We start from the raw sequence: 20,574 nt of genomic DNA, 5'->3' as shown, positions 1-20,574 counted from the left end.
CGTATTATTTTTTCTTGTAGATATTGGCTGTGCCATGGATTTTATTATCCGTTTGACCGGAAGTTAATACCACAACATCGGCGCCTTTCTCTTCGGCTTTCTTCAGCAGCTCTTCTTTAGCATCTGCGACAGAAACTTCATTACTCGTTGAGATATCACCGATTTTTGTGTACTGCGACTCAACCTTTTCAAACTCAAGTTTTGTCATAAATTCCGCAGCATATGCGTTGGTCACGACAAAAGCTAATGCACCAATAAGTACTTTAATTCCAGTTTTCATAGACCAGCTCCAGGTTTTGTTATGACGCCATCATCGATCCCTGAACATGAGATAACGCGATTCAAGGATGATTAATAACTAGTCCAGCCTGGATAAAAAATCCACACTCAGCAGAAATATATAGAAATTTTGCGGCACAGAAAAAACCAGCCATCGCGTATCCGCATTTCAACCGGTTCAAAGTTTCAATAGCCAGTGTGAGTTAATCCTCAGAACAGCCAGCTCGTTGAAATTATAGTGTTAACTTTATGAATATTTGAGGAATGGTTGTCTATGGAACCGCTACACGCCGTCGTACTCACCGTCAGCCTGTTTGTTTTAACCTTTTTCAACCCCGGGGCGAACCTGTTTGTGGTGGTGCAAACTAGCCTGGCATCCGGACGGCGCGCGGGGGTGATGACCGGTCTGGGGGTCGCCTTAGGTGATGCGTTTTACTCCGGCCTTGGGCTTTTTGGTATGGCAACGCTAATCACCCAGTGTGAAGAGATATTTTCATTGATTAAGATTGTCGGCGGAGCCTATTTGCTGTGGTTTGCCTGGAACAGCATCCGCCATCAGGCCACGCCGCACATGCCCACGCTACAGCAGCCGATTTCCGCCCCCTGGTATGTATTCTTTCGTCGCGGGCTGTTAACAGATTTATCGAATCCGCAAACCGTATTGTTTTTTATTAGTATTTTCTCGGTCACCTTAAGCGCAGAAACCCCGACCTGGGCCAGGCTGATGGCATGGGCAGGCATTGTGCTTTCTTCTGTTATCTGGCGTATTTTTCTCAGCCAGGCGTTTTCTCTTCCTGCAGTACGCCGTGCATATGGTCGCATTCAGCGCGTTGCCAGCCGGGTAATTGGCGCCATTATCGGCGTCTTCGCCTTAAGGCTGATTTATGAAGGTATTCGCCATCGTTAATGCGTAAAGAGAGTTTCACTTGACCATCGTGACGTAATTGTCCGTAATACCGCCTGAATTTTTCAATCACATTTTGAGTGGCTGTGAGATGGAACAGGTTGATCCCGTAAACGACACATTACTCCTTACAGAATGGCGGGCGCTAATACGCCAGACATCCCCTGACGTTCATACGATCCTCACAGGGTTAAGCGACGATGAGATCCGCCATTTAGTGACCGTTTTTTATGACTACATGCTCTCTCATGCGGAGAGCGCGTTGTTTCTGAATACGGAGCAGGTCAGTACGCGACTGAGCGGCAGTATGTTTGACTGGTTGCGCAGCGTGCTCGGCAGCGCATATGAAGACCTCCCGCTCTTGCTGGCAAAACAGCGTGAAATTGGTGTGGTACACGCCCGTATCGGCCTGCCTATCGATCTGGTTAACCGCGGTGCACGTAAGCTAAAAGAAGAGCTGTATCAGTTGCTGAAAAGTAAGGCCGACTACTCTGTCAGCCTGTTGAGCGATGCTATCTGTTTCAGCAGTCTGGCGATGGACACCGCGCTGGAGGCCATGACCGTTTCCTACTCTCCAAGCTATCAAAACTCGCTGCACACGCAGGAGCAGTATCGGCTGCAGACCATTTACGACGACGTCAACGTCGAGCGCGAACGGCAAATCCGTTCGTTTACCGATTGGGAAAATCAGTTTATCTACAACATTGCGACCGGCTTACCGTCCGGTGATCTGGTGTTCCTGGCGGACTCAGATTTTGGTATGTGGTTCTCCCATAAAGGAAAACACATTCTTGGCAGCGGTAATCTGCTGGCAGAAATGGAATCCGTGATCGCTGAAATCGATAACCGTCTGACACAGGCACTCTCGAATCAGCAACAACCTGGCGAAACCGAGCGGATGAGCTTATTGCAGGATATCCGACAGCTCTCGGCCAAAATCCATTTTCTCCTCGCCTCAATGTTTGAAGCGCTGGTCAAACAGGAAAATGGCAAAGACTCGCTGACCCAGCTCCTTAATCGCCGCTTTATTCCGACGATTATGCGCCGTGAAATCTCGCTGGCGTTACATTCACGAAGGCCCTTTACCCTGGCAATGCTGGACATTGATTATTTTAAGCAGATCAACGACAGCTACGGACATAACACTGGCGATATGACGCTGAAAAACGTCGCGGCCGTTATTTATGAGCACATCCGCAGTAGCGATTACGTATTCCGTTATGGTGGTGAAGAGTTTATGATCCTGCTCGTCGAATCAGACGAATCGCAAGCCTCTATTATTCTGGAAACACTGCGCAAGAAAATTGCCGAGCTGCGTATCGCCGCTTCCATGACTGAATCCTTCTCTATTACCGTCAGTATCGGCGTTGCCGAATATGACTATCACCCCGACTACAAACAACTGGTTGATAAAGCCGATCGCGCGCTCTATCTGGCGAAAAGCCATGGCCGTAACCGCGTAGAAACGTACCGGGAATGACTGTCGTCCCTCACAGATAAATAAATACCCCGTTCAGGGTATTTATCTGACCTGTGATAAATATCGTGCTGTTATTTTTATACATGCCCATTAGCGTGATAAAAATGGCAGCCAATTAATAAGATGCAAATCAAATACACTATATCTTTATAGCGGTAGCATATCCCGGTGATGAGTCTTCCTGAATGCAGGGGGAAATATGAGGGATAATAAAAGATCATGAACGGGAAGAAGAAAACGCGCTGGCAGCGCCGCCCTGGTACCGTCGGAGGAAAACTGCCGTGGAATGACTGGCGCAATGCCAGTAGCTGGAGAAAAGCCACCCAGTTTCTCCTGTTGGCTATCAATATCTATATTGGCGTGACGTTCTGGTATTGGGTTCGCTATTTCGAAACAGCCGGTGCCAGCGTTTATATATCAAGACCAGGCGGTATTGAGGGATGGCTTCCCATTGCCGGTCTGATGAATATCAGATACACACTGGAAACCGGCTTTCTTCCCCCTATTCACGCCGCTTCCATGCTGCTGCTTGTTGCCTTTATCCTGATGAGTCTGCTGTTAAAAAAAGCGTTCTGCTCGTGGTTGTGCCCGGTGGGTACGCTGTCTGAGCTGATAGGGAATCTGGGCAAAAAAATAACGGGTCGCAACTTCACCCTGCCGCGCTGGCTGGACCTCCCTTTGCTGAGCCTGAAATATCTGCTGCTGAGTTTCTTTCTGTATATCGCCCTGTCGATGCCAGCACAGAGGATTCAGTATTTTCTGATGTCAGCCTACGGCATGATTATCGACGTTAAGATGCTCGATTTCTTTCGTAATATCGGCACGACGACGCTCATCGTAGTGGCGGTTATCAGCATCATGAGCCTGTTTATTCGCAATGCGTGGTGTCGTTATCTGTGCCCTTATGGCGCACTGCTTGGCCTGTTCTCTTTGCTGTCGCCGTTTAAGATCCGCCGTAATGCCGACAGTTGCATCGATTGCGGCAAATGCGCAAAGAACTGCCCGTCGAATATTCCGGTCGATCGCTTAATTCAGGTACGCACCGTTGAGTGCACAGGATGTATGACCTGTGTGGAATCCTGTCCGGTAGCCTCGACGCTGACTATGTCACTGAAGACACCGCCTGGCGCACAATCAGGGCATAGCGCAGCGCCGACACCATGGTGGCGACAAGGTAGGTTATCAGGGTGGACAATGACGCTACTGCTGCTCGGTATTCTGTTTGCCGCCGTAGGTTATGCGGTGTACGCCAACGTCTGGCAGACGCCGGTGCCGGATCATATGTATTTCCAGCTGATCCCGAAGGCCAGAATGATCGGCCATTAATGGTTTGATCTGTCTGCCTTTATGCCGGGTGGCGACGTCCCACTACCCGGCCTACACATCGGGTATAACCGGTTTATTTCTTCGCCCCGGATTTACCAATGCCCCGATACAGTTCGTTAATCCGTTTCACGGACTTAATTGAACGTTGCGGCGCAGTCGAAGCAACGGACAGGACGATCATTTCCAGACACACCAGCACCGTACCGTGAAGCGGCATTTTCCCATTCTCGCCGCCGCGTGGCACGTTAATCACCACATCCGCTTCTTTACTAAAACGGGAATCCAGCGCGTTCGTCAGTAAAATAACCGGGACACCCAACCGCCTGGCCTCGCGAATGGTCGTCAGCCCTTCCCGATGCGGTGATTTCTGCGCCATCATGATCAGCACATCTCCCCGCTGCAATGCGATCAGTTGCTCTGCGAGGTTAATCCCGGTGCGATTAAATGCTACCGCAGGCAGGCCAATACGGCTGAGCAGACGAGCGGTATAATCCGCCAATACGCCGGATGCGCCAATACCAAAAATCCCCACCTGACGGGCTTCTACCAATAACGCCACCGCCTGGGCAATCGCATAGCGGTTTTGCGGTGTAGAAAGAGCTTCACAGGTACGCTGATGCCCCTGCAGGACGAAATCAATGCTTGAGTTCACATCGCAAGAGAGCGTATTCACCGTGGTGGTCATCTTCTCTTCTGAGGTCACGCCAGGACCAAACCAGTGCTCAATGGTCTGCTTTAAATCGCGCAACCCGGCAAACCCCAGCGCCTGAATTGCCCTGACCACCGTCGCGTCAGAGGTTTGCGTGGCGGCAGCGATTTCTATCGCCGTAAACTCCAGCACCACTTCGCGGTTTTCGTTGATATAACGCGCCACGGCCTGCATACGTGGCGAGAGTAAATGCGCCCGGGCGCGAAAACGGTCACCATAGACATCAATACGGTTTTTGGCTTTTTTCGCCGTCAGCATGGTTATTTAGCCTCCGGTAGCCATCGTCCGGCGATGTGCGTTTGCACCTGCGCCACCATCAGACTGAGCGAGGCATAGGAATTGGATATCGCCTCTTCACGGGAGAGTAAAACGTAATGTCCGCGCTGGCAGGCGGTCAGGAACTCACACCAGCCAGGCATCACCGCATCCATCGCCGCGATTTCATCCTGCGGTTTACCGCCGGTATCGCCACGCCAGGTCGCGAAGACAAAATCGGCATCCAGTTCAGGCAGACGTTCCGCACTGACATCAATGCGCCCACCCGGCGGAATGCTGTCGATAAGCTTCGGGAAGGTGAAGCCAGCATCGCGTAAAACTCGCCCCAGGGAGTGATAGGTGTGTAACGCGTTGATTTTTCCCTGATTGGCCTGTATTACCGCCACAGAGATGTGCTGCGTATCTACTGTCCGCTTGAGCTGGGCAATTTCTTCACGGTAGCGCCGTTCCAGCAATGCCAGCCGGTTCTGCGTACCTGTAAGCTGCGCCAGCTTGCGGTAGATTTCCGGCGCACCGCCATCAAGATGATCGATGCTGACCGTCGGCGCTATTTTTTCCAGTTGCTCAATCGGCGTGTTACGGCTGGGTTCGGTGATGATTAAATCCGGTTTCGCGGCGACAATGGCTTCAATATCAATATCCGCCGTGCCGATATACGCAATCGACGAGTTATCAAAATCAACCCCTGTCAACAGCGCACCTGAGCGCAGAAAATGGCTGCCATCCGGGCGTGTTCGGCCGTGACTGGCCACCGGAGGCACGCCCAGCTCGATCAGCGGAATAGTGATGTCGAGATCGTGCAATGACACAATGCGCTGCGGATGTAGCGGCACGTTCACCACTCGCCCGAGATCGTCAGTAAATGACTGAACAGGCACCGCCGCCTGGGCGGTGCAGCCGACCAGCAGCAGCAATGAAAAGATTAAACGCATATACCCTCTTAACAATTACAAACGATCCCGGCGACGCCAGAGCAACAGTAAAAAGAACGGTCCACCGACCAGGGCAATGACGATCCCGGCGGGGATTTGCAGTGGGGCAAACGCCAGACGCCCCACGGTATCGGTGACCAGCACCAGCAATGCACCGATCAACGTACTTCCCCACAGCAGCGCTGTTTGTCCGCCACGCAGCCAGAATCGTGCCATGTGTGGCGCCATTAACCCGACAAAACCGAGGCTGCCCACGCAGGCAACACTGGCGGCGGTGAGTACAACCGGCGCGAGAAAACGCAACAACGCCAGTCGGGGTAAACGTACACCCAGCCCCGTTGCCGTCGCATTGCCAAGTAGCGCCACATCTGAAGCTCTCGCCGTGGCAAATAAGATGATGGCCGCAGGCAACGTCCAGGCCAGTGCCACCAGCAGTAGCGGCCAGGTGGCGGCATGAAGGCTGCCCGCCAGCCAGACCAGTGCAGTCTGAACGTCACGGACATCCGCGGTGGTCATAAATACGCCCATTCCCGCGGCAAAGAACCACGACACGCCAATGCCTATCAACACGAAGCGAGGCCGGGAGAAATCACGGGCCAGCAGCATCACCAGTGCAGCGACCAGTGCGCCACCGGCCATTCCCGCCAGGGGCCGCCAGACCAGACTTGCGGACGGGAAAAATAGCACCAGGGCCAGCACCACCACGCAACTCCCTTCTTTGACACCGATAAGCCCGGGATCGGCCAACCCGTTGCGGGTGATAGATTGCATCGCCGCCCCAGCCAATCCGAGCATCGCACCGCACAGAAGCGCCATCAGCAGTCGCGGCAGTCGTACATCCCAAACGACATACTGTTGCTGAGCCGTCAACGCCTGAGGGTCAAACACCGCCCTTCCGATAGCGGAAGCCGGAACCGGGAGCGAACCCTGCATCACGCCGAACAGCAGTAATGCGATTGCCAGCACCGTCAGGCTGAGGCTGTACAGCACGGTTTTGGGACGAATGACACGAGAAAATCCCCCCACCCGCCATGCACGAAGCCCTGCACGCTGCAGCATATCGTTCATTTCAAAAACCTCGACGCAATGAAAATAAACGCCGGCGCGCCCACCAGGGCGGTCATGATCCCTGTAGCCAGCTCCTGCGGAGCCAGCACCGTGCGGGCGGCAATATCCGCCAGCAGCAGCAGCGCCGCACCCAGCAATGCCGACGTCGGTAGCATCTGACGAATATCTTCTGTTACCAGACGGCGGGTAACGTTAGGCACTAACAGACCGATAAACCCCAGCGGCCCCACGACAGAGACTGCCGCACCGCACAACAGCGCAATGGCTACCATCGCCAGCAAGCGTATGCGCAGAATGTTCACCCCTAACCCACAGGCCATACGGTCGCCGAGAGCCAGAATATTCAGGCCCGGCGCGATAGCGAGCGCCAAAACCATACCAGCTAGCGACGGAGGAACGGCGCTTTTGACTGCTTCCCAGTGCAGACCAGAAAGATCGCCCACCAGCCAGGTGCGCATTGCCAACAGGGTTTGTTCATCCAGAATCAGGATGGCCGCAGTAAGCGATGACACCATGGCCGACAGCGCCACGCCGCACAGCGTAACCTTCAGCGGCGTTAACCCCCCCCGTCCGGCGGAAGAAAGCGCGATGACCAACGAGAACAACGCCGCTGCGCCTCCAGCCGCCAGCAATGGCTGGCTTACCCCCGTCACGCCAAGCGCGGTGCACAACACAACGACAAAAGCAGCCCCGGCGTTCAGTCCCAGAATATGCGGCTCTCCCAGCGGATTACGAATCAACGCCTGCAACAGCACACCCGCCACACCTAACGCTGCGCCGACCAGCATCGCCGCCGTCATGCGCAGCAGACGTAAGGAGACAATAATCCGGTGGTCGAAATCTTTCGCGTCAAAGTGGAACAGCGCCTGCACGACGGTCTGCGGGCTGATAGCGCGTGCGCCAACACCCAGATGCACCACCGCCAGAACACACAACAGCAGCGTTAACACGGGGAGTGCCAGCATAAACCGGCCACGGCGACGAGCCAGTGTGCTTGTCATGACCGTCATTGCTCTTGCCCGCCCGGCGCGCGGAACGGCATAAAGAACGGTTTGCCGGTGAGAGGATTCACCGACATCTGCACGTCGACGTCAAACACGTGCTTAATCAACTCGGGCGTGCAGTTTTCGCCATCATGCACGACGCCCTGCAACGTCCCCTGTTTGAGGAACACCAGCATGTCCCCGTAATTCACGGCAAAATTCAGGTCATGCAGGACCACGATCACTGTACGACCATGATGGCGAGTCAGTGAATGCAACAGTTCAAGGATCTCTACCTGATAGCGCAGATCGAGAAACGTAGTCGGCTCATCTAACAAGATGACCGGCGTTTGCTGTGCCAGCGCCATCGCAATCCAGCAGCGCTGACGTTGCCCACCGGAAAGGCTCTCCACCGGCAAATGCGCAAAATCAGCAGTTCCGGTTAACTGGAGCGCCTGCTCCACGGCACGTTCGTCATCGTCCGTCCATTGCGAAAGCATGTTCTGCCAGGGAAAACGCCCACGCGATACCAGTTCGAAAACGGTAAGTCCTTCTGGCACCAATGGGGATTGCGGCAGGATGCCGAGCTGGCGTGAAACCGCTTTGGTGGGCTGTTGATGAATGGCTTTGCCATCCAGCAATACGCTGCCGCCGTGCGGTTTCAACATCCGAGCCATGGTGCTTAACAACGTTGATTTACCCGAGCCGTTCGCCCCCACCAGCACCGTCATTTTGCCTTGCGGAATAGTGAGACAGATATCGTGGACAATGGTGTTATGGCGATAACCCGCAGAAAGCTGTTGTAGTTCAATGCCCGTTCTGTGGGCGGTATTTTCCACATGCTGTGGCATGTTCACTCCTGCGCCGCCGCATGGCAAAGCCTGCATGCGTAATTCTCTAAATAAAAATAAAACTCATTCTCTTTGTGATCTTGCTGGCTTGCACTGTAGTAGTCAAGCAATTACACCCTGTAGTTACATCACCTGTCGCCAACAACTAAAGCACAAATAAAAAACACTGAAAAATCAATAAAAATCATTCTTTTTCAATATATTAAAAATTAAATACCCGTAAATAAATGACGGTTAAATTGCGGCGAATCGTCTGTAGTTTCTTTTTCATTTTTACGTTTACTACTACAAACGCCCATGATTGAATGATTCTCAATTACACATCTGACGCCAGTAACGCCGGCTTACAGATGGATAAATGCAGGGCTGGCAAGCCGGGCAATGAATTGAATCAACCTGTTTCCCTGCCCATTTTTGGCAGGGTCTTTTGCGGAATAAATAAAATAATGGCTGAGTTAACGACTTACTTTTCGGGGATGAAAGGGCGGGCATTGTGCTCTGCTCTCTTTCTGGGCATGACAACAACACCTACGGTATTCGCAGCGGAGAAAGAGACGACTCCGCCTAAAGGGGAAGATACCATCACCGTTCGGGCAGATGCGTCGTCTGCCGATCAGGCCGTAACATCGGGTTATCAACCGCTGAGCTCGTCCACCGCGACGCTGACATCCATGCCATTGTTGGATATCCCACAAGTGGTGAACACTGTCAGCGATAAAGTGCTGGAAGATCAGCATGTCACGACGCTGGACGAAGCGCTGTATAACGTCAGTAACGTTGTGCAAACCAACACATTAGGTGGCACACAGGATGCGTTTGTCCGCCGTGGCTTCGGCGCAAACCGTGACGGCTCGGTGATGACCAACGGTCTGAAAACCGTGTTGCCGCGCAGCTTTAACGCCGCAACCTCACGCGTGGAAGTGCTGAAAGGCCCGGCCTCAACCCTGTACGGGATTCTCGATCCCGGCGGCCTGATTAACGTCGTCACCAAACGTCCGGAAACGCAGTTTGGCGGGTCGATTTCAGCAACCTCCAGCAGTTTTGGCGGCGGTACGGGGCAGTTTGACGTGACCGGGCCGATTGAAGGTACGCCGTTGGCGTATCGTCTGATTGGCGAGTACCAACACGAGGACTACTGGCGCAACTTTGGCACCAATCAGAGCAGCTTTATCTCCCCTTCTCTGACCTGGTTTGGCGACAACGCCACCGTCAGCGTGCTCTATTCACACCGCGACTACAAAGCGCCGTTCGATCGCGGCACCATTTTCGATCTCAACACCAAACACGCGGTGAATGTGGATCGCAAAACCCGCTTTGATGAGCCGTTTAATATCACCGACGGCAAATCGGATCTGGCACAGTTGAATGCCGAATACCGCTTCAACAGCGAATGGACAGCGAAATTCGACTACAGCTTTAGCCAGGATAAATACAGCGATAATCAGGCTCGCGTAATGGCGTATGATTCTGCAACCGGAAATCTGACCCGCCGTGTCGATGCCACTCAAGGCTCCACCCAGCGCATGCATGCCACACGTGCCGATTTACAGGGCAACGTCGATATCGCTGGCTTTTATAACGAGATCCTCACCGGCCTCTCTTATGAGAACTACGATCTGCTACGCACCGACATGATCCGCTGCAAGAACGTAAAAGGGTTCAATATTTATAATCCTGTCTACGGTACGTTGGATAAATGTACTAACGTTTCTGCCGCTGATAGCGATCAGACTATTCAACAAGAGAGCTATTCTGCGTATGTGCAGGACGCGCTGTACCTGACCGATAAATGGATCGCCGTCGCCGGGATGCGTTATCAGTACTACACCGAATACGCTGGCAAAGGGCGTCCGTTCAACGTCAACACCGACAGTACCGACCAACAGTGGGTGCCCAAATTCGGTATGGTTTACAAACTGACGCCGTCGGTATCGCTGTTCGGTAACGTGTCGCGATCCTTCATGCCGCAATATTCTATCGCCAGTTATATTGGCGAACTGCCACCTGAAACCTCAACGGCTTATGAAGTGGGGGCAAAATTCGATATCTTTGACGGTATCACCGCCAATATTGCCCTGTTTGATATTGATAAACGCAATGTGCTGTACAACGAAATGATCAATGGCGAAACCGTGGCGAAAACGGCGGGTCGCGTGCGTTCACAAGGCGTGGAAGTGGATGTCGCCGGTTCGTTGACCACCAACACCAATATTATCGCCAGCTACGGTTATACCGCCGCGAAAGTGACGGAAGATCCTGATTACAAAGGTAAGCCGCTGCCTAATGTACCGAAGCATACCGGCTCATTATTCCTCACCTACGATATTCAGAATGCCTTTATGGGCAATACCCTGACGATTGGCGGTGGGGGTCATGGGGTGAGTCGCCGTTCCGCAACCAATGGCGCAGACTATTATCTGCCAGGCTATTTTGTCGCCGATGCCTTTGCCGCTTATAAGATGAAGCTGCAATATCCGGTCACATTGCAGCTCAATGTGAAAAACCTGTTTGATAAGACCTATTACACCTCATCCATTGCCACCAATAATCTGGGTAATCAGATCGGCGACCCACGAGAAGTGCAGTTCACGGTGAAAATGGAATTCTGATCCTCTTCATCCATTAACCCTGCCAATTCTGGCAGGGTTTCCCGCTTATTCCGCCATTTTAAGATAATTGCACTTGTGCTGTCGTCGCCCCGTTTATACAACCCTAAAGATCACCTGTAATTTGATGACTTTTATTTTGTTATGGGCGACTGGGGACCACAATAATGAATGGGATAACATCATGACTAAAACAAAACTGACGCTGCTATTACCTTTATTTTTAGCTGGCTGTTCAATGAGTGACGGAGAATTAAGAAATGCTTATGCTCAGCATTATCAGCAACCCGCCGCCTATGTCGATATCTATAAGCAGAAAATAGCCGGGATGGATATTAATGCACTGGCACAATATGCCGCCGCAGAAGATAAGAAAAAAATGCGTGGTCAGCCAAGACTGAAGATCGACGAATTCATTACCATTGAGAACGTGCAGGCGAAAGGGAATCGGGTGGTCTACGATTATACGCTGTCCGAGAGCTGGCTGGCGCTTTCCGCAGATAAACAGCGCGAGAAGCAGAGCAATATGAATAAAGATTTGATCTACCGAACCTGTTCGCTGGAAACGGTACGTCTGGCGCAGGCAAAAGGGCTGGAAGAAGAACATAACTATTACCGCCAGTATCCTGACAAGTTAGCCTTCACCCTGAGAACCAGCGCACAGATTTGTATGCAAAACGGTTTTACCAAATAGCCGCAATCCACTATGCCTGATGCGCTGCGCTTATCAGGCCTACAATTTGCACGCTGCCGTATGCCGGATAAGGCGCCAGCGCCGCATCCGGCTTAAGCATCAGAACTTCCACGAAACGCTGCCAACAATGCTGCGCTCGGCACCGAAATAACAGTATGAGAGCGAATTACAGGCTGCAACGTAACGCTTGTCGGTCAGATTGTTGACGTTCAACTGCGTGCTCAAACCTTTAATACCAATATTCGTTAAGTCGTAGCCAATCGCCAGATCCACCAGCGTATACGATGGCAGGGTGTGAGTATTCTGGCGATCGCTGGTAATACCGTTGACGTAACGCACGCCTGAGCCCAACGTTAGCCCCGCCAGTGGGCCATTTTTCACATCGTAGCTTAACCAGGTGCTGGCCTGATTGCGCGGCGCATAAACGGCACGCTTGCCCTGCTCTTCCGGGCTGCTTTTCTTATAGCGAATGTCGGTATAGGTATACGCCGCCTGCAAACGGAAACTGTCCGTCAGTTGGCTAATAGCTTCCAGCTCTACCCCTTCAGATTCAATTTCGCCAATCGAACGGTACGGATCGGTCGGCTCTTCTTTGGTGGCAATATTGGTCTGATTAATGCGGAACACCGACGCGCTAAACTGGCTATTCAACCCTTCCGGTTCATATTTCAGCCCGGCTTCCCACTGCTTGCCTTTCATCGGTTCCAACAGGTTACCGTTCTCATCAGCAAAACTGGTTGGCGTAAAGGCGGTGGAATAGCTGATGTACGGCGCAACGCCGTTATCGAACAAATAAAGCAGAGCCGCGCGACTGCTGAAGTTATTTTTGTCCAGATCGCTGCGAGTGCCGTTTTGCTTATCAATATTAGATATGCTCACCTGATCGTAGCGGCCACCGAGCGTTATACGGAAGCGATCCCATGACATCTGATCCTGCAAATAGTAGCCCGTCTGGCGCAACTTGTGTTTCTCGCGCGCATACATATTGATGTAATCAGGCTTCGCGCCGTACACCGGGTTAAAGGCGTCAATCGGCGGGAACGCCCCGTAGTAGCCGGTGGTATTGTTGCTGCGATCCTGATAGTCGATCCCCACCAGCAGACGATGGTTTACCTGCCAGGTATCAAAGCTGCCGTCGAGCTGGTTATCCAGCGTAATCGCCGACATTTTTTCATCGGAGCCGGAGTAGCCGCGATTAAGCTCGGTTTCATTCAACCAGCCCGCCGCATACACCTGGTTCAGCTCAACGTCGGTATGCAGATAGCGTAGCTTTTGCCGTACCGACCAACCGCTATCAAACATATGCTCAATGTTGTAGCCCACCATGTTTTCACGGCGATCGTATTTGTCATAATCATCCTCGCCTTTGTAAAAGGTATTGGAGATCTTTTGCCCGTAATGCGGAACCACGGTGCCGTCATACGGCAGACCGGAGTGGCTTCCGCCTTCCGGGTCACGGTGCAGATAGGCCATCAGATCCAGACGCGTCTGGTCGGTGATACGCCAGGTCAGGCTCGGCATCAGCGCGTAACGTTCTTCCTTCAAGGGACCAAACTGCGAGTCCGCATAACGCGTCATTCCACTCAGTCGTGCGGCGACGCGATCGTTATCATCCAGCGCCCCGGTGACGTCAAACGCTGCGCCGCGCTGGTTATTGTTGCCAGCAAACAGCTCCACTTCTCCGCCCGCATCAAACGACGGTTTACGCGATGTCAGCGCCACGATCCCGCCCGGAGAGGAACGGCCGTACAGCACGGAAGCCGGGCCGCGCACCACTTCAATATTGTCGAGAAACCACGGATCGACCACCAGCGAACTGTGCGAGTTAGTGTCGCCCATCATTTTCAGACCGTCGAGATAGACGTTGTCCAGACTACCATCGGAGAAACCGCGCAGCACAATGTAGTCAAAGCGGTTGGAGGCACCAATCTGATTGCTGTACACCCCAGGTGTGTAGCTAACAGCCTGCCGCACGCTGGTTGCGCCCTGCTCTTCAAACTGTTCACGGGTAACGATCGATACCGACTGCGGTGTTTCGATATCCGGTGTGGCAAGCTTGGTCGCCCCACTCTGCATTTGCGAAGTGACAACCACCGTATCGTTTTTTGTTGTTTCCTGCGCCAGCAGAGGAAAAGCCACACTGCCGGTCACCCATCCTATCAGCAGCGCCAACCGAGTCTTCGCGAACATGAACATCTCCCAAGGCATATCTATCTGTAAATGAGAATTATTGCCATTTTTGTATCAGGAGTCGCTATGCCGAATGCCAGGTTGCGTATGCGCAGCGCCAAATTATGAATCAGCTTCGCGCATAAAACGGGAAAATGGATTAGCAAAGTTTGAGAACATCACCAGGCGGGAAGCCATAGCGACGACGAAAAGCGGTAGAGAAGTTAGTTGCGTGCTGATAACCCGACATCCAGGCCGCCTGCTGTACGCTGTATCCTTCCAGTAAATAGCCGCGCGCACGTTCCAGACGGCAGTCGCGCAGGTAGTCAAAGACGGAACAGCCATATGCCGCACGGAACTTGCTGCGCAAACTGCTGGGGCTCATCGCTGCGCGCTGCGCCAGCTCGTTAAGCGTGTAGTCATTTTCAGGGGATTGCTCCAACAGACGGCGCACCCTTTCCAGCCGCTGCTGTTCGCCACTGGCGGCGAGGCATTTGCCGCTTTCCACCTGACAAACGCTGAGACCGTGACCAAATAATTGTAATATCAGCCCTTCCAGCATCAGCTGACGAGAAACATGGCTAATCGTACTCTGCTGCGCGTACTGCAGTCCGCTGAGTAAAAACCCTGGCACCTGCCAGATAAGCGTCGGCGTCTGGCACCTTTCCCACTCGCGCATCAACGATTCAAGCAACCCCGTGCGATACGCGCCGTCGGGATACAAACCGAGCGATAATGTCCGGAGTTTACAATCAGCATGATGACGGGCACGCATCGTCTGGTGCTCACTCAGGCGTGAGCTAAACGCCATGCCGGAGCGCACCACATGTTCCTGCCCGTTGAGCGTCAGTATCACGCAACCTTCCAGCACCACCAGCATATACAAGGGGCTACTGTGCCGGGAGGTAGTTTCATACGGTTGCAGCACCTGTACATCAGAGTGTGTGACGCACATCCCGCAAGGGAGCATCATCTCCTCTACTTCCCCTTGCAATACAGCACTGGAACACGGAAGACCCGTTTTTTGCGCCAGCAACGGAAAACGGTAATCGATCCCGTAACGCTCACCAAAGTCCCTAAACTCACTGACGGAGAAGGTGCGGGTAAAACGTCCGGATGTATTCTGGATGGTGGTGTTGTTCATGCTGTCTTCTGCACAAGAAATGGAATTTGCAACGTACGATGGGTGGCAACATTACCATTACCCGCACAACACAACAATAATAATGAGAATTGTTATCAATATGGTGTTCTGCGGGTTACTCCAGCCAGAGCAGTTCTGCTATGTCAGCCTCAGGCGCAGATTCTTTTAACCAGCGATACAGCAACTCAATATTTCGAAGCCGGGTTGACGCTTTTGGCCAGACGAGATAATAACCGTCCCCTGTCGCGACCACCTGTTTAAACGGTAACGCCAGCATCCCACTCTCAATAGCCGTCAGGCTTAATAGCAGATCGGCGACCGCTACCCCATGCCCGCTCATTGCCGCAAGACTCCCCTGCTCCAGGGTGTCGAACACGTTGCCACGTGCCAGGTTCAACGCAGGAAACGCCCCGGTACGCTGCAGCCAGCGACGCCAGTCGCGGCGATCGGCGGAAGGATGAATCAATTCACAGGCGGCGATATCACTTTGCGCCTGAGCCTGCAACGCAGGCGCACAGACCGGGATTAGCCACTCCTGAAACAGCAAACGACTGTCCGTGTCCTCGCCAAAATAACCATTCCCCAACAGGATTGCACAGTCATACGGTTCGCGACTGAATGCGACGGAATCGGTGTCCATCCACACGCTGGAGATTTCAATCACCGGCGTTGGATGGGCTTCCCGGAAATGCCGCAGCACATCCAGCAGCCAGCGCATGGTCAACGTTGAGGGTGCTTTCAACCGCAGCTCATGACTGCTGCTACGAAAAGCATGGCAGGCATGTTCTAAACTCTGAAACCCGGCCGTCAGCTGTTGCGCTAACCCCTGCCCTGAAGGCGTTATCTCAATACGGGGGCCGCTACGAACAAACAGTTCGCAGCCAAACCAGGCTTCCAGTGTGCGAATATGACGGCTTACCGCACCAGGCGTGACGTTCAGTTGAATAGCCGCTTTACTAAAGGACCCCAGGCGGGCAGCAGCTTCGAAAGCTCTCAGGGCATACAGCGGGGGTAGCGTCATCATCGGCTTCTATGTTGAGTTTTACTCACAGTAGAGCGCAGTTTTATTCGTTTTTCAATGTGACACGCAAGCGGAATACTGATGAAAAATAACGTCAGGATCATCAGATATGAATCTCGCTTTACTGGCTGTATACAGCCTCTCGGTGCTAACACTGTTGCTAACGCCTGGTCCTGTTGTGGCACTGATTACCGCGACGGCGGTACAGTACGGCTATCGCCAGGCCTTTATGACGCTATGCGGAACTAACGGTGCTTCATTGCTCTTGCTTGCGCTCGCTGCGCTGATGCTGGCGGGGGTGGTATCACTCTCTCCTCTGCTGCTGTGTGTGTTGGGTCTCGCCGGATCGCTGTATATCGGCTATAGCGCGTTTTGCAGTCTGTGGGCAAGAAATCAAGCCGCCTGCGAAGACTCTCGCCAGCCGTCTCATGGGGGATTTATCAACGGTTTTCTGATTGGCGTATCAAACCCGAAAGATATTCTGTTTTTCGTTTCATTCTTTCCACAGTTCATCACCATTACACATAATTTCGCCACCAGCATGCTGATACTCACGCTGGTATGGATCATTTTTGACGTTGCCGTTCTGTCATTTTATATCGTGATTTTCAAACGCTGGATGCCCACGCGGTTTGTCAGATACAGCGTTTTTATCTCATCCCTGTTCCTGCTGGCGGTAGCGGTGTTTGGCATTATCTATAACACCAATGCAATACGAATGTTGTAGCCCGCATAATCAGGTCATGATGATTTTACCGATGTCTGATGTAATTTATCGGTGTTAATATTCAGCACATCAGAGAATATATACCGTAATATTTCCCCGACTTTCTGCCGGAACTCTGACCCAGGATAATGCGTCAACCGTGATAATCGCCATTTCATTTTCCAACCTTAGCAGGGGAGTCTTGTCGTCAGGAACAGATGAACTTTCGCATATTTCGATTACCCCTCGAAAAGCGATGAACACACGGTCAGGAACATCAGATAACTTTATCCATTCAGTCGTGATCGTTAACTTTCGCGTAAACATCCCCGCTCCCTCTATCGCGATTTATATCTCAGAATGTAAAATCTGGCTACAACAACGTATTATGACTGGCAAATTTTATTTATGTATCGCCAGTGTTCATCACCCATCCAGATTAAAATAAAAGTAGTAAAACTCATTTGAAGTATGCTTTACAAACTCAACCGGAAGATTATTTTTGATGAACAGCGACTTTGCAAATTCGACATCACCATAAACCCGAAGACAGAAAGGTTTTAATATCTCGCCCTGAGTACCAAAGCACTCCTGAAGTCGGGTGTCATCCATAAAAATAAAATTGCCTTTGCGAACCTTAACATCTTCACTCAAATCACGCCATTTCCCGGGTGTGAGAAGAAAACTCTCCCAGCCATTATTCCTTAGATTTTCAATAACATGAGTAAATTTAAAATAGTAACTCTGCATTGTGACATCACCACTTGATGTAGCATATAAATACTCTATCTTAAATTTAAGTTGGGCATTAATGCTTTTCCTTTTCCCCTCTTCTATTAACCACTGAAGTTCGTTGGCGATAGTTTTTGAAAATATCCTCCTTTTTTTCGCAATCGCCAGCCAGTTCATAATGAAGAGATGTTCTGATATTTTAGAGTAAACCTTCTGGTCCTGTATTGCGATACCCACGGCAACTAACGCACTCCAGGTAAACGTTTCAAGTTCATCCTGGTAATTGTGCCTCGATGCGCTGATCTTTCCTAAATCACTGACCACTTAAAACCCACCCAGATAAATCGTTATCACATTTGGACTTGGCATCACTTCATTTAAAAAACTACTACAATTAAAACCAGCATAATATGATCCAGATTAATTAATTCTCACGTATAAAAAACGCCAGATTAACATATTACCTTCCTTAATCATTCATCTATATACGACACCGTGGTAAAACAATAAGAATAATGCGATAAAGATGAAAACAAATAATAACTCATGACAACCAGTTTTATTTGAGATTATAAATAACATTATCAAGCAAACCTCCGCGCCCCGGAGGTTTGCTTGCAGCAGTTACGACTAATAGAAAATACCGATAATCAAAGTATGGGTGACAAAGCCCACAATAAGCGGCACAGCAGTACGTTTAACTACATCGAAAGGTGTAATTTTTGCCCCACTTGAAACCGCAATAACAACACCGGATACCGGCGAAATAGCCCGCCCCATATGTGATGCCTGCTGCATAGGTAGGATCATAGCAACCGCGTTAGCGCCCATGCTCGCGGCAATTTGTGGGATTAACTCAACAAATGCCAGGAATGGCGCATTCCCCGAGCCCATAATAATTGCTGCCGCAAGCGTCACCAGCGCAAAGACGACGGCCATCGCAAAGGGTCGTAATCCGACATGTTCTGCCATCAAAATTAACTGATCAATGGCACCAATGACTTTGATGCCATGCGCGAAAACTCCGGCTGCGACCAGCAGGCCCACAACACCGGTAAACGCCGCGCCCATTCCTTTCAGAAAATGGCTGAACCCTTCACACACCGACTTTAAATCACGCGCTCGTATCCATTCAATCAGCATACAAATAGCCATTGCGATAAGCACGATGGTGATTATGTTTAGATTAATTCCACTGACAAACATCGCGGATGATCCTACCGCCATCAGTATAGGCAGCATGGGAAGCACAGCATAAAAAGCCGGCGCCTTTCCTGAATCGACAATCTCAGCGCTCCCGATTTCCCGAGGTAACGTCCCCGCGTTGCGATCGCAATGACGTTGCCAGAAAAAATGGCAAACGCCGACAACCAGTACGGTTGCAAGCGCTGCTGGCCCCTGGTGGTAAACAACGTATTCCACCACATCCATATTGACTGCTTTCGCTCCCCTGATGGCATCAATCGCTGTTGGGGTGTATGCCACCCCCAGCGAGGTGGCGATGACCCCGGCGGCCGAAGCCGCAGAGAGCCCCAGGCCCAGCATAATCGGGAACATTGTCCCCATCAGTAACACGGCAAGCCCGGTCGCTGAAGGGATGGCCAGTTGCAGGAGACTGGCAAGCAGGTAGGAAAAAAACAGCAGAATATAAGGAGATCGCAGTGCCCGTAACGGTTTCGTCACCACGCGCACCACCGCTTCATTTGCCCCGATATGATCCATGTAGTGAGCAAATCCCATCAACGCCATGATCATCAGACCGAGATCGGCTGCACGTGTGCTGAACAGATCGCGCATAACTTCAAATGGATCGAGAAAAGCAATCCCGGTACTGGCAACCCCCTTCGGCAATACGGAGCCCCATCCGGTTAATCCGGTACAAATCATTAGCACCAGACCCGCGATAAATAACACGGGTTCGGCCCGGTACCCCTTCAGGATCAGACGAGCGACCACAACGATAACCAGAAGGGCAATTATTACCTGAATCATGACTGAGTTCTCCCTTCGGCGAACTCAGCGTAGGTTTCTTCAATAACTGCGACTACAACATCACTGGCTGCCCGTAGCGATCGCACCGGCAAGTATTCATAAATTGAATGGAAATTATGCGCACCGGTAAAAATATTCGGACACGGTAACCCTTTCTGCGACAGAACCGCGCCATCATACCCGCCACGCATGGCGACAGGTTGCGGAGTGATTCCGCATTTCTGATAAGCACGCATAGCAATATCAATAGGATAATGCGAATCGCCCTGCAGGCTATTAAACACATTCGCATAGCGATCGGTTAAATGGCAGACCACGCTATTTTCGCCCCATAGTGCACAGGCACTTACTGCAAGCTGGCGAATAAATGCCATACGGGACTTATAACCTTCTTCACTAAAGTCGCGAATATCCAGTTTCAGTACGGTACGGGCACTGTTACCCTGCAGCTGTTTTACCCAGTAATATCCTTCACGACCTTCCGTATATTCAGGTGCTTCTCCGCCCGGCAGCATCGCGATAAACTTATGCGCCATCAGCAGAGAATTCTTCAGTTTACCTTTAGCTGACATTGGGTGCGCAGATTGACCGGTGAAGATAATTTCCGCATCGCCTGCATTCCAGTTTTCATAGACAAACTCACCTATGCCGCAGCAATCCAGGGTATAGCCAAAATTTGCGCCAAACGCGGCAACATCAAAA

Annotated in this window: 18 protein-coding genes; 6 read left to right on the top strand and 12 right to left on the bottom strand. The window is 51.6% G+C overall.

Annotation, left to right across the window (positions count from 1 at the left end):
- Positions 1–4: 4 nt before the first annotated feature.
- Complete coding sequence (yahO, locus tag EHN13_RS12265) at positions 5–280, bottom strand: DUF1471 family periplasmic protein YahO (protein WP_003021310.1); 276 nt, start codon at positions 278–280, stop codon at positions 5–7.
- Between the two features lie 273 nt (positions 281–553).
- On the opposite strand from yahO, the gene EHN13_RS12260 reads away from it, so the two are divergent.
- The 3 genes from EHN13_RS12260 (at position 554) to EHN13_RS12250 (ending at position 3,989) form a co-directional block, all read left to right on the top strand.
- Complete coding sequence (locus EHN13_RS12260) at positions 554–1,186, top strand: LysE family transporter (protein WP_124021466.1); 633 nt, start codon at positions 554–556, stop codon at positions 1,184–1,186.
- 88 nt (positions 1,187–1,274) lie between these two features.
- Positions 1,275–2,663, top strand: a complete 1,389-nt coding sequence (locus tag EHN13_RS12255) for a diguanylate cyclase (protein ID WP_048212507.1) — start codon at positions 1,275–1,277, stop codon at positions 2,661–2,663.
- A 219-nt stretch (positions 2,664–2,882) separates the two neighbouring features.
- Entirely contained in the window at positions 2,883–3,989 is a 1,107-nt protein-coding gene (locus tag EHN13_RS12250; RefSeq protein ID WP_124021465.1) for a 4Fe-4S binding protein, read from the top strand.
- A gap of 73 nt (positions 3,990–4,062) precedes the next feature.
- Here EHN13_RS12250 and EHN13_RS12245 read toward each other — a convergent pair whose 3' ends face one another.
- The 5 genes from EHN13_RS12245 to EHN13_RS12225 are packed head-to-tail and all read right to left on the bottom strand — an operon-like array spanning position 4,063 to position 8,808.
- On the bottom strand, positions 4,063–4,956 hold the full coding sequence (locus EHN13_RS12245; RefSeq protein WP_005127925.1) for a MurR/RpiR family transcriptional regulator: 894 nt from the start codon (positions 4,954–4,956) through the stop codon (positions 4,063–4,065).
- A gap of 2 nt (positions 4,957–4,958) precedes the next feature.
- Positions 4,959–5,906, bottom strand: coding sequence for an ABC transporter substrate-binding protein (locus EHN13_RS12240; protein ID WP_061067372.1), 948 nt, complete (start codon positions 5,904–5,906; stop codon positions 4,959–4,961).
- A gap of 15 nt (positions 5,907–5,921) precedes the next feature.
- Positions 5,922–6,974: a FecCD family ABC transporter permease gene (locus tag EHN13_RS12235; RefSeq protein ID WP_124021464.1), complete on the bottom strand. Its 1,053-nt coding sequence runs from the start codon at positions 6,972–6,974 to the stop codon at positions 5,922–5,924.
- Positions 6,971–7,984 (bottom strand): FecCD family ABC transporter permease, encoded by a 1,014-nt coding sequence (locus tag EHN13_RS12230; protein WP_115643818.1) that lies wholly within the window; start codon positions 7,982–7,984, stop codon positions 6,971–6,973. The genes EHN13_RS12235 and EHN13_RS12230 overlap by 4 nt, the downstream gene beginning before the upstream one ends.
- A complete protein-coding gene (locus EHN13_RS12225) occupies positions 7,981–8,808 on the bottom strand; it encodes an ABC transporter ATP-binding protein (protein WP_061067369.1) in 828 nt (275 codons plus the stop codon). Before EHN13_RS12225 ends, EHN13_RS12230 begins: the two co-directional genes overlap by 4 nt.
- Positions 8,809–9,254: 446 nt before the next feature.
- On the opposite strand from EHN13_RS12225, the gene EHN13_RS12220 reads away from it, so the two are divergent.
- Both EHN13_RS12220 and EHN13_RS12215 read left to right on the top strand, forming a co-directional pair.
- Positions 9,255–11,417 (top strand): TonB-dependent siderophore receptor, encoded by a 2,163-nt coding sequence (locus EHN13_RS12220; protein WP_124021463.1) that lies wholly within the window; start codon positions 9,255–9,257, stop codon positions 11,415–11,417.
- Between the two features lie 181 nt (positions 11,418–11,598).
- Complete coding sequence (locus EHN13_RS12215; protein WP_048212514.1) at positions 11,599–12,108, top strand: hypothetical protein; 510 nt, start codon at positions 11,599–11,601, stop codon at positions 12,106–12,108.
- Positions 12,109–12,207: 99 nt separating this feature from the next.
- Here the strand turns inward: EHN13_RS12215 and foxA are convergent, their stop codons facing one another.
- The 3 genes from foxA to EHN13_RS12200 form a co-directional block, all read right to left on the bottom strand.
- Positions 12,208–14,316 (bottom strand): ferrioxamine B receptor FoxA, encoded by a 2,109-nt coding sequence (gene foxA / locus EHN13_RS12210; protein ID WP_124021462.1) that lies wholly within the window; start codon positions 14,314–14,316, stop codon positions 12,208–12,210.
- Positions 14,317–14,437: 121 nt separating this feature from the next.
- Positions 14,438–15,421 (bottom strand): helix-turn-helix transcriptional regulator, encoded by a 984-nt coding sequence (locus EHN13_RS12205; protein ID WP_124021461.1) that lies wholly within the window; start codon positions 15,419–15,421, stop codon positions 14,438–14,440.
- 115 nt (positions 15,422–15,536) lie between these two features.
- A complete protein-coding gene (locus EHN13_RS12200; protein WP_048212516.1) occupies positions 15,537–16,442 on the bottom strand; it encodes a LysR substrate-binding domain-containing protein in 906 nt (301 codons plus the stop codon).
- Between the two features lie 109 nt (positions 16,443–16,551).
- Here EHN13_RS12200 and EHN13_RS12195 point away from each other — a divergent pair, with 109 nt between their 5' ends.
- Positions 16,552–17,169, top strand: coding sequence for a LysE family translocator (locus tag EHN13_RS12195; protein WP_124021460.1), 618 nt, complete (start codon positions 16,552–16,554; stop codon positions 17,167–17,169).
- Positions 17,170–17,574: 405 nt separating this feature from the next.
- Here the strand turns inward: EHN13_RS12195 and EHN13_RS12185 are convergent, their stop codons facing one another.
- From EHN13_RS12185 to EHN13_RS12175, 3 genes are all read right to left on the bottom strand, one after another.
- Complete coding sequence (locus EHN13_RS12185; RefSeq protein WP_124021459.1) at positions 17,575–18,204, bottom strand: DUF2913 family protein; 630 nt, start codon at positions 18,202–18,204, stop codon at positions 17,575–17,577.
- Positions 18,205–18,510: 306 nt separating this feature from the next.
- The gene (dcuC, locus tag EHN13_RS12180; RefSeq protein WP_124021458.1) at positions 18,511–19,872 is read right to left on the bottom strand and encodes a C4-dicarboxylate transporter DcuC; all 1,362 of its coding nucleotides are present in this window, start codon (positions 19,870–19,872) and stop codon (positions 18,511–18,513) included.
- Positions 19,869–20,574 (bottom strand): peptidase T (locus EHN13_RS12175; protein ID WP_124021457.1); only part of this gene is annotated, 706 nt, incomplete at its 5' end. The genes dcuC and EHN13_RS12175, both read right to left, overlap by 4 nt.

Origin of the sequence: Citrobacter youngae (assembly GCF_003818115.1) — a bacterium.
In the GTDB taxonomy this organism is placed as follows: Bacteria; Pseudomonadota; Gammaproteobacteria; order Enterobacterales; family Enterobacteriaceae; genus Citrobacter; species Citrobacter youngae.
This window is presented reverse-complemented; position numbering and strand designations above follow the sequence as displayed.